The sequence below is a fragment of the Kitasatospora sp. NPDC091276 genome, from assembly GCF_040684355.1.
GTDB lineage: Bacteria > Actinomycetota > Actinomycetes > Streptomycetales > Streptomycetaceae > Kitasatospora.
Window position 1 is genome coordinate 315,638 of sequence record NZ_JBFBFU010000001.1, and the last position, 24,379, is coordinate 340,016.

Annotated in this window: 21 protein-coding genes; 16 read left to right on the forward strand and 5 right to left on the reverse strand. The window is 75.8% G+C overall.

The features are described 5' to 3' along the window. Positions 1 to 74: 74 nt before the first annotated feature. Positions 75 to 734, reverse strand: a complete 660-nt coding sequence (locus AB0O19_RS01365) for a TetR/AcrR family transcriptional regulator (RefSeq protein WP_350875391.1) — start codon at positions 732 to 734, stop codon at positions 75 to 77. A 165-nt stretch (positions 735 to 899) separates the two neighbouring features. Next, positions 900 to 1,799, reverse strand: a complete 900-nt coding sequence (locus AB0O19_RS01370) for an acyl-CoA thioesterase II (RefSeq protein WP_363616798.1) — start codon at positions 1,797 to 1,799, stop codon at positions 900 to 902. Positions 1,800 to 1,935: 136 nt separating this feature from the next. On the opposite strand from AB0O19_RS01370, the gene AB0O19_RS01375 reads away from it, so the two are divergent. From AB0O19_RS01375 to AB0O19_RS01385, 3 genes are all read left to right on the forward strand, one after another. Next, entirely contained in the window at positions 1,936 to 3,339 is a 1,404-nt protein-coding gene (locus tag AB0O19_RS01375; RefSeq protein ID WP_363616800.1) for an SWIM zinc finger family protein, read from the forward strand. Positions 3,340 to 3,419: 80 nt separating this feature from the next. After that, complete coding sequence (locus tag AB0O19_RS01380; RefSeq protein ID WP_363616802.1) at positions 3,420 to 6,137, forward strand: DUF6493 family protein; 2,718 nt, start codon at positions 3,420 to 3,422, stop codon at positions 6,135 to 6,137. 117 nt (positions 6,138 to 6,254) lie between these two features. Beyond that, entirely contained in the window at positions 6,255 to 7,199 is a 945-nt protein-coding gene (locus AB0O19_RS01385; RefSeq protein WP_363616804.1) for a DUF389 domain-containing protein, read from the forward strand. A 34-nt stretch (positions 7,200 to 7,233) separates the two neighbouring features. On the opposite strand, the gene AB0O19_RS01390 is transcribed toward AB0O19_RS01385, so the two are convergent. From AB0O19_RS01390 to AB0O19_RS01400, 3 genes are all read right to left on the reverse strand, one after another. After that, a complete protein-coding gene (locus tag AB0O19_RS01390; RefSeq protein WP_363617023.1) occupies positions 7,234 to 8,418 on the reverse strand; it encodes an MBL fold metallo-hydrolase in 1,185 nt (394 codons plus the stop codon). A 347-nt stretch (positions 8,419 to 8,765) separates the two neighbouring features. Further along, complete coding sequence (locus AB0O19_RS01395) at positions 8,766 to 9,218, reverse strand: MaoC family dehydratase (protein ID WP_363579191.1); 453 nt, start codon at positions 9,216 to 9,218, stop codon at positions 8,766 to 8,768. Between the two features lie 142 nt (positions 9,219 to 9,360). Further along, positions 9,361 to 9,804, reverse strand: a complete 444-nt coding sequence (locus tag AB0O19_RS01400) for a pyridoxamine 5'-phosphate oxidase family protein (protein ID WP_063350036.1) — start codon at positions 9,802 to 9,804, stop codon at positions 9,361 to 9,363. Positions 9,805 to 10,006: 202 nt separating this feature from the next. Between AB0O19_RS01400 and AB0O19_RS01405 the strand changes: the two genes are divergently transcribed. The 13 genes from AB0O19_RS01405 to AB0O19_RS01465 all read left to right on the forward strand — a co-directional run bounded on the left by AB0O19_RS01405 (position 10,007) and on the right by AB0O19_RS01465 (position 24,354). Beyond that, the gene (locus AB0O19_RS01405) at positions 10,007 to 10,861 is read left to right on the forward strand and encodes a hypothetical protein (protein ID WP_363579189.1); all 855 of its coding nucleotides are present in this window, start codon (positions 10,007 to 10,009) and stop codon (positions 10,859 to 10,861) included. A 196-nt stretch (positions 10,862 to 11,057) separates the two neighbouring features. Next, the gene (locus AB0O19_RS01410) at positions 11,058 to 11,621 is read left to right on the forward strand and encodes a hypothetical protein (RefSeq protein WP_363616806.1); all 564 of its coding nucleotides are present in this window, start codon (positions 11,058 to 11,060) and stop codon (positions 11,619 to 11,621) included. After that, a complete protein-coding gene (locus AB0O19_RS01415; RefSeq protein WP_363616808.1) occupies positions 11,615 to 12,559 on the forward strand; it encodes a hypothetical protein in 945 nt (314 codons plus the stop codon). Before AB0O19_RS01410 ends, AB0O19_RS01415 begins: the two co-directional genes overlap by 7 nt. A 242-nt stretch (positions 12,560 to 12,801) precedes the next feature. Further along, on the forward strand, positions 12,802 to 13,617 hold the full coding sequence (locus AB0O19_RS01420) for an SAF domain-containing protein (RefSeq protein WP_363616810.1): 816 nt from the start codon (positions 12,802 to 12,804) through the stop codon (positions 13,615 to 13,617). After that, complete coding sequence (locus tag AB0O19_RS01425) at positions 13,617 to 14,909, forward strand: hypothetical protein (protein WP_363616812.1); 1,293 nt, start codon at positions 13,617 to 13,619, stop codon at positions 14,907 to 14,909. The genes AB0O19_RS01420 and AB0O19_RS01425 overlap by 1 nt, the downstream gene beginning before the upstream one ends. Then, positions 14,899 to 16,545, forward strand: a complete 1,647-nt coding sequence (locus tag AB0O19_RS01430) for a CpaF/VirB11 family protein (protein ID WP_363616814.1) — start codon at positions 14,899 to 14,901, stop codon at positions 16,543 to 16,545. Before AB0O19_RS01425 ends, AB0O19_RS01430 begins: the two co-directional genes overlap by 11 nt. Next, the gene (locus AB0O19_RS01435; protein WP_363616816.1) at positions 16,542 to 17,504 is read left to right on the forward strand and encodes a type II secretion system F family protein; all 963 of its coding nucleotides are present in this window, start codon (positions 16,542 to 16,544) and stop codon (positions 17,502 to 17,504) included. The genes AB0O19_RS01430 and AB0O19_RS01435 overlap by 4 nt, the downstream gene beginning before the upstream one ends. Further along, positions 17,501 to 18,379 (forward strand): hypothetical protein, encoded by an 879-nt coding sequence (locus tag AB0O19_RS01440; protein ID WP_363579175.1) that lies wholly within the window; start codon positions 17,501 to 17,503, stop codon positions 18,377 to 18,379. Before AB0O19_RS01435 ends, AB0O19_RS01440 begins: the two co-directional genes overlap by 4 nt. A 54-nt stretch (positions 18,380 to 18,433) precedes the next feature. After that, positions 18,434 to 18,721 (forward strand): hypothetical protein, encoded by a 288-nt coding sequence (locus AB0O19_RS01445; protein ID WP_363579173.1) that lies wholly within the window; start codon positions 18,434 to 18,436, stop codon positions 18,719 to 18,721. Then, positions 18,718 to 19,134 carry a TadE/TadG family type IV pilus assembly protein gene (locus AB0O19_RS01450; protein WP_159398548.1) on the forward strand — a complete coding sequence of 139 codons (417 nt, stop codon included), beginning with the start codon at positions 18,718 to 18,720 and terminating at the stop codon, positions 19,132 to 19,134. The genes AB0O19_RS01445 and AB0O19_RS01450 overlap by 4 nt, the downstream gene beginning before the upstream one ends. Beyond that, entirely contained in the window at positions 19,131 to 19,661 is a 531-nt protein-coding gene (locus AB0O19_RS01455; protein ID WP_363616818.1) for a TadE/TadG family type IV pilus assembly protein, read from the forward strand. The genes AB0O19_RS01450 and AB0O19_RS01455 overlap by 4 nt, the downstream gene beginning before the upstream one ends. A gap of 164 nt (positions 19,662 to 19,825) precedes the next feature. Continuing rightward, complete coding sequence (locus tag AB0O19_RS01460) at positions 19,826 to 20,272, forward strand: hypothetical protein (protein ID WP_363616820.1); 447 nt, start codon at positions 19,826 to 19,828, stop codon at positions 20,270 to 20,272. Beyond that, a complete protein-coding gene (locus AB0O19_RS01465; RefSeq protein WP_363616822.1) occupies positions 20,272 to 24,354 on the forward strand; it encodes a BTAD domain-containing putative transcriptional regulator in 4,083 nt (1,360 codons plus the stop codon). The genes AB0O19_RS01460 and AB0O19_RS01465 overlap by 1 nt, the downstream gene beginning before the upstream one ends. Positions 24,355 to 24,379 lie beyond the last annotated feature (25 nt).

Genomic DNA, 24,379 nt, shown 5'->3' on the forward strand with positions numbered 1-24,379 from the left:
CGCGCGGCGGGCCGGAACCACGGGCGGAAGCCGTCCGGCACCGGGGAGTTGAGCCGGCTGCCGCGTCTGACGGGTCAGGGCCGGTGGGCGCCGGACGGGACCTCGTACGGCGCCGGGTACGGCGTCTCGTACGGGTTCAGCACCAGCCGCACCACGTCCTCCAGCCGCCGCCGGGCGTCGCCGAGGGTGGTGCGCCCGGTCACCCAGGCGGTCAGCTCGCCCTGCCAGGCGTGGGCGACGATGTGCCGCACCAGGTCGCTGGCGGCGGCCGGCACCTCGGTCGTCACCGCCTGGAGGGCGGTGCTGTCGGCCCGGGCCATGCCCTGCAAGGTCTCGCTGGCGAACGGATCGGTGGAGGCGGCGACGGCCACCCGCAGCCGGGCCAGCTCGGGCTGGCGCTGGTAGGCCCGCATCCCGCCGCGGACGAAGCGGACCGCCCGGTCGGTGGCCCCCAGCCCGGCGCGCGGGCCGCGCAGCTCCGCCACCAGGTCGGCCAGCAGCAGGCGGTGCCATTCGGCGATCGCCGCGGCCAGGAGGTGGTCCTTGGAGGAGAAGTAGCGGTACGCCGTCCCCAGGGCGACTCCGGACCGCTCGCAGACCTGTTTCATCTGCAGCCGTTCGACGCCGATCTCGTTCACCAGGGCGAGCGCGGCCGCGATCAGGCTTCCGCGGCGTTCGAGCTGGCGCGGAGACATCGCCTCCACCGGCCGTGGTGACAGGTCAACCTTGGTCACCCGCACCATGATACGGGCCGGGGCCGCTCAGGAGTATGACGCCGACCGGCCCCCTTGCGTTCGCCGTGCGGTCACCGTCGCCGGGGTCCGGGCCGCCGGCCCGTTCCGCCGGGGCCCGCGCTGCCCCGCCCCGCGTCGCCCCGCGCCGTCCCGTCCCGCGCCGGGTCAGCGCAGCCGGCGGATCAGCGACTCCTGCACGGCGGAGGCGACCAGCCGCCCGTCCCGGTCGTAGAACTCGCCGAGCGACAGCCCCCGGCCGTCCGAGGAGGACGGGCTGCGCTGGGCGAACAGCAGCCACTCGTCGGCCCGGAACGGGCGGTGGAACCACATCGCGTGGTCGAGCGAGGCGATCAGCAGCCGGGGCGGCTCGGTGCGCTGGAAGAAGTTCGGCTGCTCGTGCAGCCCGGCGGTGGAGGCCAGCGTGAGGTCGGAGAGGTAGGTGAGCGCGCAGACGTGCAGGAGCGGGTCGCCCTCGGGCAGCGGGGAGGCGATACGCAGCCAGACGAACTGCTGCGGCATCCCCGGCACGGACGCCGGCACGCCCGGCGCGTCCGGCGGGACGAAGCGCAGTTCGAGGTCGCGGAAGCCGCCGGTGCCGGTGATCGCCGCGCGCAGGGCCGGGTCCCAGAGCGAGAAGGCGTCCGGCAGGGTCTCCGGCCCGGGCAGCGGCGGCATCGTGCGGTGGCGGTCGGTCGCGGTCTCGGGGCGTTTGAAGGAGGCGGAGAGGGTGAAGATCGCGTTCTGGTTCTGCACCGCCGTCACCCGGCGGGTGGTGTAGGAGACGCCCTCGCGGACCCGTTCGACCTCGTAGCGGATCGGCTGGGACGGGTCGCCGGGCAGCAGGAAGTAGCCGTGCAGCGAGTGCACCGCACGCGGGCCCTCGCAGGTGCGGCCGGCGGCGGTGAGTGCCTGCGCGGCGACCTGTCCGCCGAAGGCGCGCATCGGCGCCCCGGCGTGGCAGCGGCCCCGGAACGTGTTCTCGTCCAGTCGTTCCAGCTCCAGCAGTCCGGCGAACGAGCCGGCCGGGCGGTCGGCCCGGATTTCCTGTTCGGTCAGGTCGGTCACGGGCCCATAGTGGCAGAATTCCGCCGCGCCGCGATGTGACCTGGGTAACGCCCGGGGGCTCCGGCGTCCGGTAGAACCTGTTCCAGTGCGGTCGCGGCCCGACGGATTGTCAGTGCCCTCACCTAGCGTGTTCGACATGACGCAATCCGCACACGCGTACGCCTATCTGCGCCCGTCCGCCGTCCTCGACGGCGCCGACGGCCGGCGCCTCGACCTGGCCACCTCCGGCGGCGCCACCCCGCTCGGGGAGGCGGCCAACCCGCGCTTCTTCGCGGGCTTCCTGGCCGACCCGGCGCCGGCCGCCGCCGCGCTGCTCGCGGTCGCGGACGTCGCCGCCGCGCGGTACTACCAGCCGCAGCTGCGCGCCTCGCTCGACCCGGTGGTCACCGCCAACGGGGACCGGCTGCGCTTCGAGTCGTTCTCCGGTTGCTGCGGCGTCTACGCCCGGCTCGACGTGCTCCAGGCCGGCCTCGACGGCGACGAGATCGGCCACGGCACCACCAACGTGGACGTCAACAACCCGTTGCGGGAGGCGCTGAGCAGGATCGGCCCGACCGACCCGCTGCACCTCGCGGTCGGGCCGGACGCGCTGGAGGTCACCAGCTTCGACGGGCCGCTGGTCGAGAAGAAGGTGCCGTTGCCGCAGCGCTGGCTGCGCGGCTTCGCCGAGACCCAGGTCGTCGCCGCCGGCTTCGACCTGCGCGCCGAACTGCCCGCCGCCGAGGCGGTCCGCTTCCTGCGCTCGCTGCCGCGCGGCGGCCGCTCCAGCACCGCCTGGGTCGTCCCGGCCGGGCGGACGCTGCGGCCCACCACCCGGCCGGTGCCCGGCGCGGTCTGCCTGCCCGGGCCCGACCGGCTGGTGGCGCTCCAGCGGGTGCTGCGGCACGCGCTCGCCCTGCGGGTGTACGGCCCGGTCGCCGCCACCGGCCCGGCCGCCTCGGCGTGGGAGGTGGTCCTGCCCGGCATGCGGCTCACCCTGACCCTCTCGCCCGACGCCTCCCGGGGCTTCTCCGGCGAGGGCGGGGTGCTCGGCGCGCTCGCCACCGGCACCGCCGAGCAGGACGCCGACCTCGTCGCGGTGCTGCTCGCCTGGGAGCCGCGGGTCGAGGTCGCCGACCTGGCCGAGCAGTCCGGGCTCAGCCACGAGCGGGTCCGCTCCGCGCTCACCCGGCTCGGCACCGCCGGGCAGATCGGCTACGACACCGCCGAGGCCGCCTACTTCCACCGCCAGCTCCCGTACGACGCCGGGCGGGCCGAGGCCGCCAACCCGCGGCTGCGCGCCGCCCGGGCCCTGGTCGCGGCGGGCGCGGTGCGGCTGGAGCCGGGCGGTACGACGGCCGTCGTCACGGTGGACGACCACATCCAGCGGGTGCGTACGGACGAGGCGGGGCGCCTCGGCTGCACCTGCCTCTGGTGGGCCAAGTACCGCGGCGGGCGCGGTCCGTGCAAGCACGCGCTGGCGGTCGCGATGGTGCGGGAGGCGGCCCGGCGGGCGGCCGGGGAGCGGGTTTCGACGGTCGCGAAGGAGATCCAGGCGTGAGCGGGGTGGCACAGGTGTCGGAAGCGGTGCAGGAGTCGGAAGTGGTGCAGGAATCGGTAGGGGTACAGGAGTCGGTAGGGGTGCGGACGCCGGAAGCGGGGCAGGGCGCGACCGCGGTCGAGGACCTGCTCGCCGCCGTCCGGGGCGGGCGGATGCCGCAGATACCGGCGCTGGTCGCCGCGCTGGACCAGACGCAGCGCCGGAAGTGCCTGCCCGCGCTGAAGGCGTTGCGCAAGGAACTGCGCGAGGAGTGGTCGAAGGAGGCGCTCGCCACCAAGGGCGCCCTGATGCTGGCCGGCACCGGCTGCCACACCGGCCCGGCCGGCGCCGCCACCTGGCTCGGCGCCCGCGACTTCACCTCGCGCGACTGGACCAACCACCCCGCGTTGGCCCAACTCGTCGCGGCCCAGCCGGTGGAGTGGCAGATCGAGGTGGCCACCCGGCTCGCCGACCGGCCGGCGCCGGGCTGGGGTTGGCCGCTGTACCCGGTGATCGAGGCCGTGGTGCGCCGCACCGGCTGTGCGGTGCCGCAGAGCGAGGCCTTCGTCCGCGAGTGGGTGGAGCGCAAGCGCCGGGGCGGCCCACGGCCCACCCTGGTCGAGCTGCTGCGGGCCGACTCGTTCACTCCGGTGCTGCTGCCCCGAGTGTTCGAACTCGCCGACATCGGCGGCGGGTTGTCCCTGCGGTTCAGCCCCCGCCCCGGGGACGCCCTGACGGAGGCGATCGCCGAACTCGCCGCCGCCGGCGACCTCGACCGGGCCGACCTGATCGACCGCTGCCTGGCCCGGCTGCTGCGCGGCGGCAAGCAGGCCGACCAGCGGTTCTTCCTCGACGTGCTGCGGGCCTTCGCCCTGACACCGCAGGAGTACGCCGCCCGGGTCCGGGACGTGGTGCCGCTGCTGGACGGGCTGTCGGTGGTCGCCGGGCACGCCCAGGACGTGCTCGCCGGGCTGGACGAGGCCGGGCTGATCGAACCCGAGGTACTGGTCGAGTCCTCCGCGGTGGTGCTGTTCCGGGCCGAGAAGAAGCTCGTCCGCGCCCAACTCGGCTGGCTGGAGCGCGCGGCCCGGCGCGCACCCGGGCGGTCCGGGCCGGTGGTGCTCGCGGCCGCCGAGGCGTTCGGGCACCCGGACCAGGCCGTCCAGGAGCGGGCGCTGAACGTGGTGGCCCGCCACCTGCGCGCGGCCGGGGAGGCCGTCCTGCCCGAACTGCGGCTCGCCGCCGAGGCGCTGAACCCCGCCCACCACCGGCGCGCCGGCGAACTGTTCGGCGCACCGGTCGGTGGCGACGGCGACGACGACCCGGACACCGGGTGGAACGAACTCCTCCCGCCCGCCCCCCAGCCCCTCCCGATCGGCCCGCCGATCGCCTCGGCGGCCGAACTCGCGCAGGAGCTGTCCGCCCTGCTCGCCGCCGACGAGCCGGAGCCGGCGGTCTTCGAGCGCGTGCTGGACGGCCTGGTCCGCCAGGCCCACCAGAACCGGGCGGCGCTCGCCGAGGCGCTGGAGCCGGTCCGGCGGGTCCACCCGTGGAGCGGCGTCGGCCGGTGGCACGACTGCTCGCCCCGGGACGTCCTCCACGTCGCGGCCGCGGTGGCCGGCGAGACACCGCCGCACCGGATCTGGGACTTCCTCGGCGGCAAGAAGAAGCACTCCCCGCTGCGCGGCCAGAACAACACCGCGCAGGGCACCGCCCTCGCCGCCCGGCTGGAGGAGGCCGCCTGGCAGGTGACCGCCGACCGGCCGCCCTACCTGCTGGCCATCCCGACCGACACCACCGGGGCGCTCGACCCCGGCACGTTGGTCGAACGCCTCGCCGGGTACCAGGCGGCGGGCATCACCCCCGGCCGGGCCGACCTGTGCGCGGCCCTGCTGCGGGTCGGCCCCCGCGCCGACGCCGGGGTGTTGCGTGCCGCCGAGGCGCTCACCTCGCCGTCCGGGCGGTGGGTCGCCCAGTGGCTGCGCACCGGCGGCCTGCCCGACCAGCCGTCCGAGCGGGTGCTGTTCGCCCCCGGCCGGGGCTCGAAGCACGGCCACCAGTACGCGGACCGCTGGTGGGAGGACGTCCGGCGGGTGGCCGTCGCCCAGCCCGGCATCGGGGCCGGCCCGAAGGGCCCGGACGGCGAGCGGCTCGCCCCCGAGTTCCGGGCGCTGCTGGAGGGCACCGAGCCGAGCGTGGCCCGGGCCCGCAAGGTGGGCGGCTGGACGTGGCGGCCCACGGCGCACTGGGCCGCGATGCTCCCCTGGCACCGGGAGGAACTGGCGGCCCGGTGGCTCGACCACTTCGCCGCGGGCGCCGACCGCGACGAGCGCGACACGGGCCGGCTGCTGCCCGCTCTCGCCGAGGCCGGCGGCCCGGCCGGGCTCGCCCTGCACCTGGCGCTGGCCTACGGCCTGGGCGCCCGGCACACCGAGGACCGGACGGCGGCCGTCGACGCCCTGCTGGTGCTCGCCGCCCGCGGCGACCTGGACGGCGCGCAGCTCGGCCGCGAACTCGGCGCGCTGGTCGACTGCGGCGCGGTGAAGCTCAACCGGCTCGCGGCGGCGCTCACCCTCGCCGCCGGGACGGGCGCCTACGGCACGGTCTGGTCGGTGCTCGGGCCCGCGCTGCCGGCCCTGCTGGGCGGCGAGGGCACGCCCGCCCGGGGCCTCGGCGACCTGCTCGCCCTCGCGGCGGACTGCGCCCGGCGCACCCGCGCCCGGGGGCCGGTGGCCGAGGTGACGGCGACGGCGGAGCAGGGCGGATCGAGCCGCCTGGTCAAGGAGGCCCGCGCCCTGCGGGACGTCCTGGCGGGGTGACACCGCGGCCGCCAGCAGGGCGAGGAGCACCACCGGGTGACGGCGGATCGCTGGCGGCGTCGGGTCACGGCCTAGGGTGGGCGGGACTTTCGCCCGCCCCGTCCCACCGGAGTGCTCGTGTTGCACCTGCGCCTGATCGTCCCGCCCGACCTGCGGGAGCCCGTGCTCAGCAGCCTGGACGCCGCGGTCGGGGTGACGCACGTCGTGGTGCTGCCGGGTGCGGCCGTACGGCCTGCCGGGGACGTGGTGCTCTGCGACGTCGCCCGCGAGTCGGCGGACGAGATCCTGGGGGTGCTGCGCGGGACCGGCCTGCCCGAGCGCGGGGCGATCGACGTCTCCGGCATCGAGCTGACCCTCTCGGCGGCCGCCGACGAGGCCGAGCGGCTGGCCCCGGGGGAGGGGGCCGACGCGCTGGTCTGGGAGTCGGTCTCCGAGATCACGCACGAGGAGTCCACCCTCACCTGGGTGTTCCTGGCCTTCCTCACCGTGGCGACCATGCTGGCCGCGTGCGGCGCGGTGCTGGACAGCGCGATCCTGGTCGTCGGGGCGATGGCGGTCGGGCCGGAGTTCGGGCCGCTGGCCGGGCTGTGCGTGGCGCTGGTCCAGCGGCGGCTGCGCCCGGCGCTGCGGTCGCTGAACGCGCTGGTCACCGGCTTCGCGGTGGCGATGGCGCTGACCGTCGGGTTCTCTCTGCTGATGGACGGGCTCGGGCTGTTCAGCGAGGCCAAGTTCGCCGCCGCGCGGCCGAACACCTCGTTCATCTGGCAGCCCGACGCGACGTCCTTCGTGGTCGCCTTCCTGGCGGGCATCGCGGGCGTGCTCTCGCTGACCTCCTCGAAGGCCGGGATGATGGTCGGAGTGGCGATCTCGGTGACCACGGTGCCCGCCGCCGCCAACGCCACCGTCGCGCTCGGGTACGGGGAGTTCCGCCAGTTCTCGGGCTCCAGCGTGCAGTTGCTGCTGAACCTGCTGGGGATCGTGCTGGCCGGGGTGCTGACCCTGCTGGTGCAGCAGCGGGCCTGGGCGCTGATCCGCCGCCGGCGGCCGGGGGCGGACAAGTGACGGCGGGCAGGTAACAGCGAGCAGATGACGGATTTCAGCGAACAGATCTTGAGATCTGCTCGCTGAGATCCGTCGCCCTTTCCCGGTCCGGCACCGCGCTGCGGTCCCGGACCAGCGGCTCGATGCCGCGAGGCGTGGCCGCGACCGCGCGCCACCACAGCCGCAGCGCGGGCGGGTCGACCGGTTCGAAGGGCTTGCCGGGCCGGGGCACCGCCAGCCGGGCGCCGAGCGCCTGGGCAGCCGTGACCACCCGTTCGGCGGGCTCCTCCCAGGGGTGCGTCGCCAGGTTGAAGGTGCACCAGTGGATCGGCAGCAGCAGATCGCCGCCGAGGTCCAGGTGCGCCCGGACGCCCTCCTCGGGCGTCATGTGCACCTCGGGCCAGAAGTCGCTGTACGCGCCGACCTGCATCAGCGTCGCGTCGAACGGCCCGAGCCGGCGGCCGATCTCGGCGAAGCCCGGGAAGTAGCCGGTGTCCCCGCTGTGGAAGATCCGGTGCCCGCCGCCGGCCACCACCCAGGACGCCCAGAGGAACAGCGCGCTGGTGCGCGGGCCGCGGCTGCAGTAGTGCCGGGCCGGGGTGGCGGTGAGGGTGAGCCCGGCGACCTCGACCGACTCCCACCAGTCGAGTTCGGCGATCCGCCGGGCGGGTACTCCCCAGCGCTCCAGGTGCGCGCCGACGCCGAGCGGGACGGCGAACACCGCGTCCGTCCCGATCAGCTCGCGGATGGTGGCCATGTCGAGGTGGTCGTAGTGGTCGTGGGAGATCACCACCACGTCCACCGGCCCGAGTTCGGACAGCGGCAGCGGCATCGGGTGCAGCCGTTTGGGCCCCGTCCAGGCGAACGGCGAGCAGCGCTCGCCCCACACCGGGTCGATCAGGACCCGCCGCCCGCCGATCTCGGCGAGCACGGTGGCGTGGCCGAGCCAGGTGAGCCGCAGCCCGGAATCCGGCGGCAGGGCGAGGTCGACCGGGAGCAGCCGGTGCACGGGTACGGCGGCGGTCGGCGCCCGGCGGGTCTTGTCCCCGGTCAGCTGGGCGCGGGTGATCTCCAGCGGGCTGCGCTCGTAGACCAGGCGGCGGGTGGGCAGCGGGTTGCGGAAGGCGCCGTCGGCGAACTGCGGGGAGCGGTGGATCCGGGCCAGCCGTTCGCCCTGGGGCTCGGCCCCGAAGGCCTCGGCCCGGACCCGGTGCCAGGCCGCGCGGGGCAGTCGGGCCAGGTCCGACCCGGTGCGGTTCGCCGTCGGGCCGAGGGCCGGGCTGGTGGTCGGGCTGCTGGTCGGCGGGGTGGTGAACTGCGAGGACAGACCGGCGAGGCGGGAGAACCAGGGGGCGGGGCGGGGCAAGGCTCCTCCAAGGACGGTCACGGCTACCGGGCGTGCCGGGGCGCGTATCCGGGCGACTGGTGAGGCCGCTGCGATACGACAACCATCTCGTCGGAGATTACTCGTCATGGGCCGTCCGGACCTGGTGAGCGGCCCCGCGCGGGCCAATCGGCGTACCCCGCCCCGGCCGCGCGCCCAGGGCCACCGCCCGGTGCCGCTACGCGGAGAACCGTCCGGTACCGCTACGCGTAGAAGCGGGTGATCGTCTCCGCGACGCAGTGCGGCTTGGCGCTCTCCGCGCTGGTGATCGTGAACCGCACCACCGCCTGGACCCCGCCCGGCACCTCGGTGGCCGAGAGCAGTTCGGCGGTGGCCCGGATCGCGGTGCCCACCGGCACCGGCGCCGGGAAGCGCACCTTCTCCGAGCCGTAGTTCAGCGCCATGCGCACGCCCTCGACGCCGTAGCACTCCTTCGCCAGCACCGGGATCATCGACTGGGTCAGGTAGCCGTGCGCGATGGTCGAGCCGAACTGGCTCTCCTTGGCCCGCTCCGGGTCCACGTGGATCCACTGGTGGTCGCCGGTCGCCTCGGCGAACAGGTCGATCTGCCGCTGTCCGATGGTGTGCCACTCGCTGGTGCCCAGTTCGGTGCCGACGGCGGCGGTCAGATCGGCGAGGGAGGCGAAGCTCGTCACGGTGCGCTCCTGTGGGAGGGGTCAGGACGCCGGAAGCGTATGCGTACCCGCCGGTATCTGTCAGCGGTGCGGAACGCGGGAACACAGGAACACAGGAACCCGGGAACCCGGGAACCCGGGGGCGCGGCGGCCTGCGGGTGTTTCAGGACCGCAGCGCCCCGCGCCCCAGCGCGTCCTGCCCGGTCGGGAACAGCCGTCGGCCGCTGACCAGTTCCGGCACCAGCGCGACGAACAGCGGCTCCGGGTCCCCCACCCACGGCCGCAGGCCGGATCGCAGCACCCGCCGCACCTGCTCGGGCTCGCGCACCACGTCCGCCCGGCCGTGGACCAGCACGCTCCAGCCCGTCCGGGTGACCGGGTCCAGCAGGTCCGCCTGGAAGGCCACCACCGTGCCGTCAAGCCCGCGCGCGGTGGCACTTCCCCGGCGCACGGCGAGCACCAACCGCCCGTCCAGGACCTCGAAGGAGACCGGTAGCACGGCCGGCAGCGCGTGCTCGGTGTACACCACGCGCCCGACGGGCACGGTGCTGAGCAGTCGCAGGCACTCGGCCTCGCTCAGGGTCTCCACACGGTCCTCACGCTCCATGCGTCCGATCGTCCTCCGGTCGGCGCGCGTGCCGATAGGGCCCATGGTCCCTGAGCGGACGGGCCGGGAGCCCCGTCGGTGGCCGCCCGGAGCGGTAGCCTGCCCGGCGGCGGTACGGTACGCGCCCCTGCTCACCACGGCAGCGGCGGGCGCGGCGGGCGGCCCCGGGTGCGCCGGGGCCGGCATGGGAGGGGGCGTGCGGATGGCGGGCGGGGTCGACCTGGTGGTGATCGGGGCGAACGGCGGGCCCGATCGGGGCTTCGGGGGCTCGGCGCTGGCGCCGGACGGAGCCCGGCTGCTCGCGCGGGTGCTGCCCGGGATGTGCTTCGACGTCGGCGCGGCCGGCTGCCGGGTCACCGAGGTGGCGCCGGACGCGGACGCCAACGCGATGCTCACCGCCGTCCGGGAGGCCGCCCAGCACCCGGGCCGGTGGCTGGTGGTCTGCCTGGTCGGCCAGTTGGCGGTCGATCCGCGCGGGCGCCGGCTCGCCCTGGTGACCGGCGGCAGCACCGCCGACAACGCCTACCGGCGTGGCCTGGCCTGGGACTGGGTGGTCAGCGCGATGGTGCACGGCGACCACGAGGAGGCCCTGCTGCTGGTCGACGCGGTGGCCGACCGGGACACCTGGGCGGCGCTGGAGCGCGGCGGCGGCGAGGACGGCGCGGGGGAACTGCTGGCCTACCCGCGCGTCCCGCTGTGGGGCCGGGTCGGCCGGTACACCCCGGGCAGACGCGGCCGGGACGCCGTACTGCCGGGTGGTGAGGGATCGTTCAGCCACGCCCTGACCACCGTGCTGCGGCAGGGCGTCCCGGGTGCCCCGGCCGCCGTCGCCCCGCTGGACCTCCAGCCGTCCGTCGCCGCGCTGCTCGACGGGGGCGAAGCGCCGGGTAGTTCGGGTGCGCCGGGCGCGCGCCTGCTCGTTCCGCCGCAGGGCGGGCGCCTGTTGATGCGCAATCGGGCCGCGGTTCGGGGCGCATTGGCCGGATTGTCGCTTTCCGAAGAACTGTTGGCCGTTCTGTGGCGGGAAAGTGCCCCGACGGAACCGCCTTCCGCGTAAGGTCAGGTGGCCTGAGGTGTTGCCGTGATGGGGTGGGTTGGCGAAGAATCGATCCCCAGCGGAAACACCTGCGGGACGACGGAATTCTTCCGGCGGCCACGGATCATGAATCGGTCGGTCGCGACGAGGTGGGGCGATGCGGCAGCGCGGAAATGTGTTGCGCCCTGGGGCGGTTGGGGTCGGTGGGGTGGTTCTGGTGTTGCTCCTCGGCGCCTGTGCGAGCGGCGGTGCCGACGGTTCCGTCGATCGGCTCGGAACGGCTGCGCCCAGTGTCGCGGGAGTGGATCCGGTACCTCCTTCGGGTGGTTCGGTAAACACCTCGATCGCGCCGACGGACGGGCCGGAAGGTGCCATGGGGCGACTCGCCCTGAAGACGTATCAGGACTGGTGGCAGGCCCAGGCCGAGGCATTCGGGCGGTCGGATTCGGACGGATTCGCTCTGGAGACGTACTCTTCCGGGCGGGCCCTTACCGACACCCTGGTCAGTCTCCGCCAACTTCGCGACGCCAAACTGGTGATGACCGGAACGCCGCGCAATTCGGCGGTGGTCAAGGCCATTGACCTGAAAGCCGATCCGCAGACCGCCGTGATCGAGGACTGCGTCGACGTATCGGGATGGCACCGCGTCGACGCCGTCACCCAGGTGGCGAAGGATCCGGGCGACCGACTGAACCGCTACGTCGCGACCGCGTCCCTGCGCTGGTTCCAAGCACGTTGGCTGATCTACGACTTCAAGCGGGAGGTGGACCGGGCATGCTGAACACGCGTAAACCGGCCCGGCGATTCGCGATCCTCGCGCCGTTGTCCGCCGGGTTGCTGTTGGCCTCGGCGGTGTCGGCGGCGGCGGACGAACCGCCGGGCGGAGGTGCCGAACAGTGTTACCCGGACGTGATCTGCTCCGGGGTCAACTCCGGGGGCACGAAACCGAAGCCCGGACCGTCGCAACCCGGCGGTGGCGGTGGCGGAAGTACGGGCGACGGGCCGCTGCTGTGCAGCTACCACGACCAGCAGTGGCCCTGCCACGACCCGGAGCGCGGCTGGTTCAACAGCGGCGTCGGGTGCTACTTCCGCCCGCTGGACAACCCGCCCCCCGAGGGCGACCCGGAGTGGCAGGGCCACAAGCCGTCCGAGGGCGCGCTCTACTCGAAGGTCTGCCCGCAGACGGGCGGCGGCCAGGACGGCGCCGAGATCGTGTTCGAGGCCACCTCGCCGGCCGGGCCGCCGGCGCTGAACCTGGTGGACGTCGGCTTCGGCTTCGCCCACGAGATGCGCTTCCCGAAGCCGACGGCGGGCGTCGCGCCCAAGGGCACGGCGGTGGTGAAGGCGCCGGTCTGGCTCTGGCTGGACGGCGTGGCGGCGCCCGCGCCCAAGACGCTGTCCGTCCCGGGGGCCTCCGTCACCGTCACACCGGTGCTGAGGGGCGTGACCTGGGTCTTCGACAGCGGCGTCTCCGTGACCTGCGACAAGGCCGGGACGCCGTACGACCCCAAGTACGGCGCCGCCAAGTCACCGGACTGCGGCTACGAGTTCGCCGTGGGCTCGGGCACCAGGAAGAGCGGCGTCTTCAACGGCACGGTGACGGCGAACTGGGTGGGCGAGGTCGTGGTCACGGGGCCGAACGCGAAGACCTTCGACGTCAAGATGCCGCAGTCCTCGAACTTCACGCTCAAGGTCGCCGAGGTGCAGGTCCTCAACTGACCTGGCGGCGGCGGACGTCCGATGCCCCGCGGCCCGGCTGCGGGGCGCCGGCGGCCCGGCCGCACGCGACCACGGCGCCGAAGTCCATGTGTCGAAGCCCGGCACCGGCGGCCTGAGCAGCGGTGACCCGAGCACCGAGAACCCAGTACTGACGATCCGGAACGAGCACGAGGGAAGGGCGGAACCCGGTGGAGAACCGTACATTCGCGACGCCGGGATCCGGCACACCCGCAGGGGCCGCGGTGTCCGTGGCGGTCCCGGACCAGGGGCAGGGGCCGGGCGAGGCCCCGGGCGGCGGCGCGGGCAAGGGCAAGGGGCGCGCCGCCCCGCACGTCCCCGGCCGGACGCTGCGGGCCCGGCGACGGCGCCCGGCGGTGCTGGCGATGGCCGTCGCGCTGATCGCCGCCGGCGGCCTGGGCGGTGCGGTGCTCTACAACAGCACCGGCCAGCGGGTCGCCGTGCTGGCGCTGGCCCGGGACATCCCGTGGGGGCAGGTGATCACCGACGACGACCTGGTGGTGGCCCGGATCGCCGGGGATCCGGCGCTGCGGCCGCTGTCCGCCACCGAACGGGACAAGGCGGTCGGCATGCGGGCCGCCACCGACCTCAAGCGCGGCGCGATGCTCACCAGGGGCGACGTCGCGCAGACCCTGGCGGTGCAGCCCGGCCAGATCGTGGTCGGTGTCTCGGCCAAGCGCAGCCAGCTGCCCGCCAGCCGGCTCCAGCCGGGGCTGCAGATCGTCGTGGTCTACACCCCGGACAACACCAAGGCCGACTCGATGCCCGCGACGGTCATCACGGTCGGCCGGGTGGACACCGACGGCAGCCAGGTGATCGACGTGGCCGTCGGCGCGGCGGACGGCCCCCGGCTGGCGCAGTGGGTGGCCGGCGGCCGGATCCAGGTCCTGCTGGCCCCGCGCGCCGCCGCGGCCGGCGGCGCGACCGGGACCGCCGGTGCGGGCACCGGCGGCAGTACCGTGCCGACGGCCCCGGCGACCGGGACCACCCCCGGCGCTGCCACGGCCCCCGTGCCCCCGACCGGGGCGGGTGGCGCCTGATGGCGGTGATCGCGGTGGCCGGCGGCCCGGGCGCGCCCGGCGCGACCACGGCGGCCCTGGCCCTGCTGCTGGCCTGGCCGCTGGAGTCCGGACGGCGGGTCCTGCTGGTGGAGGCCGACCCGGACGGCGGCGCGGTGCTCGCGGGCGCCCTGGAGGGCCGGGTCGACGCGGTGTACGGGCTGCGCAACCTGGCCGTCGCGGACCGGCGCGGACTGCTCGCCGAGACCATCTGGGAGCAGCTGATCGACCTCTCGCCCGAGGGCACCGCCGAGCGGCTGCTGCTGCCCGGGCTGACCGACCCCACCCAGGCCCCGGGCCTCGCCTACACCTGGGAGCCGCTCGTCGACCTGCTGCACGGCCTCGAACCGCAGGGCTACGACGTCATCGTGGACCTCGGCCGCTCCGGCGCCACCGGCGTGAGCGCCGTGCTGGCCCGCCGGGCGGACGTGGTCGCGGTGACCGTCCGCACCACGCTGCGCGGCCTGAGCTCGGCCCGGCCCCGACTGGCCGCGCTCGCCGAGGACCTCGCCACGGCCGGCACCGGGGTGGACGCGCTCGGACTGCTGCTGGTCGCCGAGGGGCCGTACTCGGGGCCGGAGGTGGCGCGCGAGTTCGGCCTGCCGGTGCTGGGGCTGCTGCCGCACGCCACCCGCACCGCCCGGGTGCTCTCCGACGGCGGTGACATCACCGACCGGCGGTTCATCCGCTCGGAGCTGATGCGGACGGCGCGTTCGGCGGCGGACGAGGTGCAGCTGCTGGTCCGCCGCCGTCGCCAGCGGCTCGCGCCGACCGCCGCGCCGGTCCCGGCCCAGCTCACCGCCGCGGCCCGGACCGGGACCCCGGCCCAGACCCCGACCGCGGTTCACGCCCAGCCCCCGGTGCCGACCCCGCAGGCGGCCGTGCCGGCGGCGTACCGGCCGGTGGAGGGGGAGCAGCCCTCGTACACCCCGCCGCAGCCGGTCGGGCCGGTGATCACCACCGGCCCGGTGGCGCCGCTGGCCGGGCTGGCCCCCCAGCCGGCCGCTCCGGCCCCGTTCCCGGGGCACGTCCAGCAGCAGCCGCAGCCGCCGTACGGGCCGCAGGCCGGCTACGTCGCGTACGACCAGCAGGGCGGGCCCACCCCGTACGACCAGCAGTTGGGGGCCCCGTACGGCCAGCAGCCCGGGTACGTCCGCCCGGAGCCCGAGGACGACGGCCGCTACCCGCTCCAGCAGCCCGCCGTGACACCTGATCAGGCACACCCGAACGGTCCGCAGCCGTACAACCCCGGGGAGGTGCTCCGTGCGCGGTAGCCCCCTGCACCAGCACCCCGCGGCCGACCCGGCCGCGCTGCCCTGGGCCACCCAGGCCCAGGCCCAGACGCAGACACAGACCCAGGCGCAGGCGCAGGCGCCGGCGGCCGCCCCGCCCCAGGCCTACCGGCCGGGCCCCGTCGCCCCGCAGCCCGCGCCGCCGCCGTACGTCCAGGCGGGCGGCGCGGCCACGCCCACCGCCGTGCCCTCCCAGCTGCCCTCGCTCGACCTGCGCGGCGCCGCCACCCGGCCGGCCGTCGACCCGCAGGTGGCCCGCGAGCTGAAGCGCCAGGTCGCGGCCGAACTGCACCAGCAGATCACCCGGTTGACCGCCACCTCGGGCGCCGAACCGGACCGCGCCACCCGCCGCCAGCGCGGCCGCGCGCTGATCGAGGAGGCAGTCGCCCGCTGGTCCGACGCCTACGCGCAGACCCACGGCATCCCGCCCACCCGGGAGCAGGACCGCGCGCTCGCCGAGGCCGTCTTCGACCTGCTGTTCCGGGCCGGGCGACTCCAGCCCTACCTGGACGACCCGGAGATCGAGAACATCCTGATCAACGGCTGTGACGACGTCTGGGTCTCCCGGGTGCACCAACCCCTGCGCCAGGTACCGCCGGTGGCCGAGAGCGACGCCGAACTCGTCGAACTGCTCCAGGACCTGGCCCGTCAGCACGGCGGCGGCGAGCGCAGCCTGTCCACCGCCAGCCCGACCCTCGCGCTGCGCCTGGAGGGCGGCATGCGCCTCCAGGCGCTCACCGAGGTGACGCCCCGCCCCTACGTGGCGATCCGGCGCCACCGGGTGGCCTCGGCGACCCTGCCGGAGATGGTCGAACTCGGTACCCTGGACAGCACCTTGGCCGCGTTCCTGGCCGCCGCGATCCGGGCCCGGAAGAACGTGATGATCACCGGCACCCAGGGCGTCGGCAAGACCAGCCTGCTGCGCGCGATGGCCGCTGAGATCCCGCCGGACGAGCGGATCGGCACCCTGGAGTCGGAGTTCGAGCTGTGGCTGCACACTCTCGGCCACCTGCGCCAGGTCGTCCCGATGGAGGCCCGCGAGGGCAACGGCGAACGCGTCGAAGGCCGCCTGGCGGGCGAGTTGACGATCGGCGACCTCATCCCGGCGGCGCTGCGGATGACGCTGTCCCGGATCATCGTCGGCGAGGTCCGATCCGGCGAGGTCGTCCCGATGCTGCGGGTCATGACCAACGGAGAGGGCGGCTCGATGTGCACCCTGCACGCCCGCGGCCCGCACATGGTCGTCGACCGCATCGCCGAACTCTGCCTGGAGTACGGCTCGCACATGACCGACTCGCTCGCCTACCGGCTCACCGCCAACGCCCTGGACCTCATCGTGCACGTCACCATGGTCGACGAGACCGCCGTCGGCGGCCGCCGGCACCGCTTCGTCTCCCACGTCCTGGAGGTCGCAGGCCTCGGCGAGAGCGGCCGGCCCGCGCTGAACACCGTGTTCGGCCCCCGGGTGGACCTCGGTGAGCCGCGGGCCGTCCCGCACACCCCGCCGCAGTGCCTGGACGACCTGCGCAGGGCCGGCTTCGACGCCGCCCTGCTCGGCTCCCGCTACGGCGGCTGGGCCACCCCGCTGCAACTGCGGATCGGCGGTGGCGCGCGATGATGCTGCTGTTCGCCCTGTGCGGGCTGGCCGTCGCGGGCGGCCTGGTCGCCCTGGTGGCCTGGGCCCGCGGCAGCGACCCGGCGGACGAGGACGAGACCCCGGAGCGGAGCAACCCGCTGGCCGGCCGCGCCCACGTCTTCTGGTACGGCGCCCCCGGCGCCGCCTCGGCCCGGGTCGCCCGGCTGCGCCGGATCCAGCTGCCGCTCGCGCTCGCCGGCGCCCCGCTCGCCTGGCTGTTCACCCGCATCCCGCTGGCCGCCCTGCTGGTGCCGCTGGCCGTGTTCGGCCTGCCCTGGCTGTTCGACACCACCCGCCCGGACACCCGCCGGATCGAACGCCTGGAGGCACTGTCCGAGTGGACCCAGCGCATCGCCGACGTGCTGCTGCTCGGCGTCGGCCTCAACCAGGCCATCGTCACCAGCCGCCGCACCGCCCCCGCCGCCCTGGAGGAGGAGATCGGTGAACTGGCCGCCCGGCTCCAGGCCCGCTGGCGGCCCGAGGAGGCGCTCCAGGCCTTCGCCGACAGCGTCGCCGACGCCACCGCCGACAAGGTGCTCGCCGCGCTCGTGCTGCGGTCCGGCGACAGCGGCCCCGGCCTGGCCCGGGCACTGGCCGACATGGCCGACTCGGTGCGCGAGGAGGTCCGCCAGCGTCGCGCCATCGAGGCCGACCGGGCCAAGCACCGCACCACCATCCGCTGGCTGGTCGGCATCATCGTGCTGGTCGTCACGGTCGGCTCCTTCAACACCGAGTACACCCGGCCGTACGGCACGCTGCTCGGCCAGATCGTGCTCGCCGTCGTCGCCGCCCTGTTCGTCGCGATCATCGCCTGGATGCGCGCCCTCGCCTCGCACCCGCCGGTGCCCCGGCTGCTGGCGTCCGACCGGCGCGGCAAGGCCGGGCGCCGCGCCCCGGCGCGCGAGGACGAGGCGCTCCAGCAGCTCGGGGAGGTCCGGTGATCTCCCCCTGGTCCGTGCTGGCCGGGGCCGTCGCCGCCGGCGGCGTCGCCCTGCTGATCGCCGAACTGCGGCCCGCGCCGCCCGACCTGCGCCAGGCCCTGGACCGGCTGCACCGCACCCCCGCCGAACGGGCTGCGGACCCGGACGAGCGGCCGCGCTGGTACGACCGGATCGGCGAGCGCTCGATCGGCCTGCGCGGAGTGTCCCTGCCGCACCGCGAACTCGCCCTGATCGGCCGCGCCCCGGCCCGGTTCATGGTGCACAAGCTGCTGTTCGCCGCGATCGGCCTGCTGCTGCCCGCCTACCTGGGCGCGATGGCCGCGCTGATGGACATCGGCCTGCCCTTCGCCCTGCCGCTGCTGGCCGGGCCGCTGCTGGCCGGCCTGCTCTGGTTCGTCCCCGACGCCATCGTGCGCGGCGAGGCCAAGGAGGCGCGCACCGAGTACCTGCACGGCATCGCCGCCTACCTCGAACTCGTCGCCCTGGAACGGGCCGCCGACTGCGGGCCCGCCGAGGCGCTGCGCCGCGCCGCCGCGGTCGGGCGCGGCACCGTGTTCCGGCGCATCCGCGACGCCCTCGACCGCGCCGCCACCGACCGGCTCCCGCCCTGGGCCGGACTCGACGCGCTGGCCGAGGAGTTGGGGCTCAGCCCGCTGCAGGACGTGGCGGACATCATGCGGCTGTCCGGCACCGACGGCGCCGCCGTGTACGACACCCTGCGGGCGCGCGCCAAGGGCCTGCGCGGCGAGCTGCTCGCCGAGGACCTCGCCCGCGCCAACGCCGACAGCGAGCGGATGGTCGCACCCGGAGCCGCCCTCACCCTGCTGATGACCGTCCTGATCGTCTTCCCCGCACTCCACCAGATGCTCAACTGACCATCCTCGCAGGGCATCTGGCACCACACCGCACTCCACCCCCGGGAGACCCGAATGACCGTCCGACTCGTCCACCTGGCAGGCCGGCTGATCCGGCCCGTCCTGCTGCCCGTGCAGTTCGCCCTGCTGCTGTTCACCCTGCGGCTCGGCCGGCTGCGGGCCGCCCGCGCGCGCGGCGACCGCGGCGCGATCAGCATCGAACTCGCCCTCGCCATCATCGCGTTGGTCTTCGTCGCGGGCGCCGTCGCGACCGCGCTGTACCTGCTGAAGGACAAGGTCGTGCAGAAGGTCGAGCAGGACCCGAACATGCCGGGTGCGGGCGCGGGAGGCGCCACCAAGTGACGTACCGACCTCGCCGCCGCGGCGACCGGGGGTCGATGAGCGTGAGCCTCGCCATCGTCTTCCCGGTCGTCCTGGTGCTCCTGATGCTCGTCGTCCAGGCCGCGCTGCTGTGGTACGACCGCCAGCTCGCGCTCACCGCCGCCCGCGAGGGCGTGGACGCCGGCCGGATCCAGGGCAACGCGACGGACGAGGTGAAGAACGAGGCGGCGCGCCGACAGGCCAGGGACTTCCTCGACCGGCAGGGCGTGCACTCGTACACGGTGACGACCGACGGCAGCACGCCCGAAGTGGTCCGGGTCACGGTGGCGGTGCGCCCGCCGCTGCTGATACCCGGGCTGTCGGCGCCCGCCCTCACGCAGTTCGCCGAGGCGCCGCGCGAGCACTTCGTCCCGCCGGTGGCGGTGGCGCCGTGAGACCGCGGACCCGGGCCGGTCGGTGGCCGGCGCTCCGCGCCGAGCGCCGTTCCGAGCGCCGTTCCGAGCGCCGCGCCGCGCGCCGACCCCGGTGGTGGCCGGTCCGGCGCAGCGACGGCGGCGCGGTCGCCATCGAGGCGGCGATCGTCGTGCCCCCGGTGGTCGGACTGGTCCTGGTGGCCATCGCCGCCGGGCGGGTGCAGACCACGGCCGGTACGGTCGAGGCCGCCGCCCGGGCCGGCGCCCGCACCGCCTCGCTGCAGCGCAGCGTCGACGGGATGACGCAGCCGGGCCGGGACTCGGCCCTCGCGACGCTGCGCCAGCAGGGCGTCTCCTGCCGCAACGGGGACGTCCAGGTCGTGCCCGGCCAACTGGACCTGCCCGGCGGCGCCGTCACGACCGTCAAGGTCACCGTGGTGTGCGACGTCGAACTGGCGGACCTGCTCGGCGGACCGTCCGGCGTACCCGTGACGAAGCACCTCGTCGGCGAGTTCACCTCCGTGGTGGACCGCTACCGGGGCACATGACGACCCGGGGCGGCACCCGGCGGGACACGGGCCACGACGGGGGATTGGGGACGGCCCGCGCGGGGGAGACGCAAGCGGAGAGCGCACGGGGGATGACGCGACGGGACCGGCCGGCGCCCGGTGGGGGCCGGTGGGGAGGACGAGGGGCGGGAGGGGCAGGGGGGATGGGAGTGCCTGTCAGGGCGCGGCGCCGGCGCCGCTCCGACCGGGGCGCGGTCGCCCTCTTCGTGGCGATCTGCGCGGCCTACGTCGTGCTCGTCATCGCCCTGGTGATCGACGCCGGCGGCCGGTTGCGGGTCGCCGAACGCACCGACGCCTACGCCCAGGAGGCCGCGCGGGTCGGCGGACAGCAGCTCGACCAGGCCGCCGTCCTCCAGGGGAAGGGCTTCAGGGTCCAGCAGGAGTACGTCCGGCAGGCCGCCGACGCCTACCTGGCCCTGTACGGCCTTCAGGCGGGCGAGGTCGAGTTCTCCGGTGACGGCAAGGTCGTCACCGTCACCGTGCGGGCCGACTACCGGCCCGTCCTGCTGGGCGCGCTCGGGGAGCGGAAGGTAACGGGCAAGGGCAGTGCGACCCTCGTCCACGGAGTCGAGAAAGCGGAGACCGACTGATGGCCGCGCCACGTGCCAAGGACCAGGCCCGAACCGCCCCGGGCCGGGCTCGAACCGCCAAGGGCCGGAGCCCCGGTGCCAAGGACCAGGCCCGGGGCGCCGACGGCCGGGCCCACACCGGACACCGGGCCGCGGGCCGCCCCGCCGCCCCGGCGCCCCGCCCACCGCGCGGGCGCGGCCGCGGCGCAGCCCTGATCACCGCGCTCGCCGCGCTGGTCACCCTGCTCGCCCTGCTGCTCGGTGTCCCCGCGCTGCTGCTCTACGGCACCCGTGCGGTCGCCGCGATGGGCGACGTCGCGCCGGACGGCGTCGGCCAGGCGCTCACCGGCCCGGACGACGGACGGCTGTTCCTCTGGTTGCTGGTCGTGGTCGGCTGGCTCGCCTGGGCCTGCTTCGCGCTCTCCGTCCTGCTGGAGATCCCCGCGCAACTGCGCGGCCGGATCGCCCGCCGCATCCCCGCCTTCGGCTGGAGCCAGCGGATGGCGGCCGGCCTGGTCGGCTCGGTGTTCGCGCTGATGCCGGTCGCCGGCTCGGCCTTCGCCGCCACCCCGGCCCACACCGCCACCGCCCCGGCGCAGTTGGCGGCCGGCGTGCAGCGCGCCGCCCTGCCCGCCGCCCAGGCCGCGCCCGCCCTGGCGCCCGCCGCCGAGCAGAACCCCACGTACACCGTGCGGGACAGTCGGCCCGCCGACAGCCTGTGGTCCATCGCCGAACGCCAACTGGGCTCCGGTGAACGGTGGGTGGATATCGCCAAGCTCAACGACGGCCGGGTGATGGACGATTCCGGCATCCGCTTCGACGCCGACCGGCCGATCCAGCCGGGGTGGGCGCTGCTGATGCCGGGGGACGCGAAGGCGGACGGGTCGGCGCCCGCGCCTGCTCCTGCGCCCGCTCCTTCGTCCGAGCCCGCCCCCGCCCCCGCCCCCGCTCCCGGTGCCGGGTCGGCCCAGGTGCCGCAGGCCGGGACGGAGCCGGGCGCGAGCGGGCATGCGACGGTGACCGTCCAGGGCGGGGACAGCCTGTCCGCCATCGCCCAAAGGGAGTTGGGGGACGCCGAGGCGTGGCCGAAGCTGTTCGAGGCGAACAAGGGCGCCCAGGCGCCGGACGGGGAACGGCTGACCGATCCGGACGTGCTGGTGCCCGGGATGGTGCTCACGGTGCCGGGGGCGGCCGCTCCCGCGTCTGCTCCTTCGCCTGCTCCTTCGTCCGAGCCCGCTCCGGCGCCGCAGCCGGCGCCGTCGACCGGCCAGCCGCCGGCCGATCAGGCGCCTGCCACCCCCGCCCCCGCGCCGACCCAGGCCGCGCCGACCCCGGCCGCGTCCCAGCCCGTCACCCCGGCGCCCACCCACGCGCCTGCCCCCGCCGCGCACGCCGAACCGGCCGCCGGCGACGACTACTCCATCGCCCTCACCGCCTCCACCGTCGGTGTCCTGCTCGCCGCCGTCATGGTCGGCACCGTCGCGCACAAGCGCGGAACCCAGCTGCGCGCCCGCCGCCCCCGGCACCGCATCACCATGCCCGACGCCGAGGCCGCCGCCTTCGAGAACGAGCTCAGGGCCCGTCAGGACGACGCCGGCCTCGACCTGCTCGACCGCGCCCTGCGCACCATGGCCCGCAACACCGTGCGCGGCGGCAAGCGCCTGCCCGCCATCGTCGCCGCCCGGATCACCCCCGGCCACACCATCGAACTGCACCTCTCCGGCCCGGCCACCCCGATCGCGCCGTTCCGCGCCGCGCACGCCGCCAACGTCTGGTGGTGCAGCCTCGACTCCGGCGACCTGCTCAGCGCCGCCCAGGCCCGCAAGACCGCCGCGCCCTACCCCGCCCTGGTCACCCTCGGCACCTCGCCCGACGGCTCGGTCGTCCTCGCCGACCTGGAGGCCGTCCGGCTGCTCCACCTCTCCGGCCACCCCGACGACGCCCGCGACATCCTGCGCACCCTCGCCATCGAACTCGCGCACAGCCCGCTCGCCGACCGGCTCCACCTGCACCTGGTCGACCTCGCCGAGGAGGTGCCGATCAGCGGCCCGGCCGCCGAACGCATCCACCGCCACCCCACCCTGGAGGCCGCGCTCGCCGCCCTCGGCCCGCGCACCGCCAAGGCCCGCGCCACGCTGGTCGCCGCCGAGGCCGCCAGCCCGCGCGACGCCCGCAGCCGGGGCCAGGCCGACGAGTCCTGGACCCCCGAGATCGTGCTCTGCGCCCAGCAGCCCGGTGGCGAGGTCCCCGCCGAACTCGGCCGTCTGCTCGACGCCCGGCCGCGCACCTGCGTCGCCGTCATCACCCGTGCCCCCGAACGCGGCACCGGCCCGGTCGCCCGCTGGACCCTCCCGGCCACCGGCCAGGCGGCCATCCCCGGCCTGCACCTCACCGTCGAACTCCAGCGGCTCAGCGACCAGCAGTACGACCAGGTCGCCGAACTGCTCCGCGCCGCCGACGACCTCACCCAGCATCCGGCGCCCGCCTGGACCCTGGACGGTCCCGGCCTCGACCCCGACGCGGACGACGACGCCGACACGGCCGAACTGCCCGCCGCCGTACCCGTACTGGCCGCCGTCGGGGCCCCCGCGGCCGGCGGGCAGGGCGGTACGGACACGGCCGCCGGGCCCCGGCTGCTCGCCCGGGTCATCGGCACCGGCGCCAGCCCGTTCGCGGGCACCGACCCGGCGACGCCGGTGCCGGCCCCTCCGGCCGGGCCGGGGCGGTACGCGGTCAACGGACAGGGGCGGCAGGCCGCCTCCGCCGAGACCGAGACCGAGGTCGGGAGCGGGAGCGGAGCCGGTACCGGGAGCGGGATCGGGATCGGGACCGAGGAAGAGCTCGTGGTCGGTCAGGTCGTTGACGAGGCCGCGGACGAGGCAGCGGACGAGGCCACCCGGGACCTGCGCCGCCCGGACGCGGTGGCGGGGGATGCGGCGGAGGCACCGCAGCAAGCCCCCGCGGCCGTCCTCGCCGTGCCGTCCGTCCAGCCCGTGCCGTCCGTGCCGTCCGTCCCGTCCGTGCCCGCCGTCCAGTCCGTCCAGCCGGTCGTGCCGCCGCCGCCCGTCGAGCCGGCCCCGGTCCACCAGCCCGCGCCCGCGCCCTCCGGCGTCGACCCGCGCGTCCCGTCCCGGCCGGAGCCCTCGCCCGACCTCGTGCCCGGCACCGAAGCCGGGGCCCCGGCCGAAGCCGGTTCCCAGGCCGATTCCTACGCCGAGCCCGGGGTCGAACCCGGATCCGAGCCCGGCCCCGCCGCCGCCCCGGTCGCCCAGACCACCCCCGGGCGCAGCGACAGCGACGACCTGCTCGCCATCCTGCGCTCCCCGGAGGCCCACGCCGCCCGCAACGCCCCCCGGATCCGCCTGCTCGGCCCGGTCGACGTCGCCGGAGCCCTCGGTGCCGCCGAACCCGGCGCGCTGTCCCGGCTCACCGAACTCGCCGTCTACCTCGCGCTGCGGCCCGGCGCCGACCACCACGCCCTCGACCACGACCTCCACCCCGGCGCCGCCCACCTCGACCCGCACCCCACCGCGGCCGACGCCAAGAGCCCGCTCCCCGGCAAACTCGCCGACCTGGCCGCCTGGTTCGGCACCTCGCCCGAGGGCCGCGCCTTCCTGCCGACCGACACCACCGACGGCTACTCCTTCACCCCGGTCGTCACCTGCGACTGGGACGAGTTCCGCAGCCTCTACCGGCGCGGCATGCGCAGCACCAGCGCCACCGCCGACGCCGCCCTCGCCCACGCCCTGGCCCTGGTGCGCGGCGCCCCGTTCGCCGAGGCCCCGCCCGCCTCCTACGGCTGGGCCGAGGCCGAACGCCAGGACATGATCGCGGCGATCGTCGACACCGCCCACGAACTGGCCGCCCGCCGCCTGCAGTACGGCGACCACCGCAGCGCCGAGGCCGCCGTCTTCCGCGGCCTCGCCGTCGCCCCGGACGTCGAACTCCTGCACCGGGACCTCTTCTACGCCTACGCCTCGGCCGGCGCCCGCGACCAACTCCTGCGCGCCGTCAACCGTCTCGACGCGCTCAGCCGCCGCACCGGCCGTGACCTGGACGCCGACACCGTCGCCCTGCTCCGCGATCTGCTGGCCGGTTCCTGACGTCCCCTGCATGCCGCTGCCCGGC

What these genes read in the sequence shown, in the direction of transcription:
- AB0O19_RS01375 (WP_363616800.1), top strand. Translation starts at nt 1,936, where the DNA reads ATGACGCAATCCGCACACGCGTACGCCTATCTGCGCCCGTCCGCCGTC.
- AB0O19_RS01400 (WP_063350036.1), bottom strand. Translation starts at nt 9,804, where the DNA reads ATGGAGCGTGAGGACCGTGTGGAGACCCTGAGCGAGGCCGAGTGCCTG.
- AB0O19_RS01405 (WP_363579189.1), top strand. Translation starts at nt 10,007, where the DNA reads ATGGCGGGCGGGGTCGACCTGGTGGTGATCGGGGCGAACGGCGGGCCC.
- AB0O19_RS01415 (WP_363616808.1), top strand. Translation starts at nt 11,615, where the DNA reads ATGCTGAACACGCGTAAACCGGCCCGGCGATTCGCGATCCTCGCGCCG.
- AB0O19_RS01425 (WP_363616812.1), top strand. Translation starts at nt 13,617, where the DNA reads ATGGCGGTGATCGCGGTGGCCGGCGGCCCGGGCGCGCCCGGCGCGACC.
- AB0O19_RS01435 (WP_363616816.1), top strand. Translation starts at nt 16,542, where the DNA reads ATGATGCTGCTGTTCGCCCTGTGCGGGCTGGCCGTCGCGGGCGGCCTG.
- AB0O19_RS01445 (WP_363579173.1), top strand. Translation starts at nt 18,434, where the DNA reads ATGACCGTCCGACTCGTCCACCTGGCAGGCCGGCTGATCCGGCCCGTC.
- AB0O19_RS01460 (WP_363616820.1), top strand. Translation starts at nt 19,826, where the DNA reads ATGGGAGTGCCTGTCAGGGCGCGGCGCCGGCGCCGCTCCGACCGGGGC.
- AB0O19_RS01465 (WP_363616822.1), top strand. Translation starts at nt 20,272, where the DNA reads ATGGCCGCGCCACGTGCCAAGGACCAGGCCCGAACCGCCCCGGGCCGG.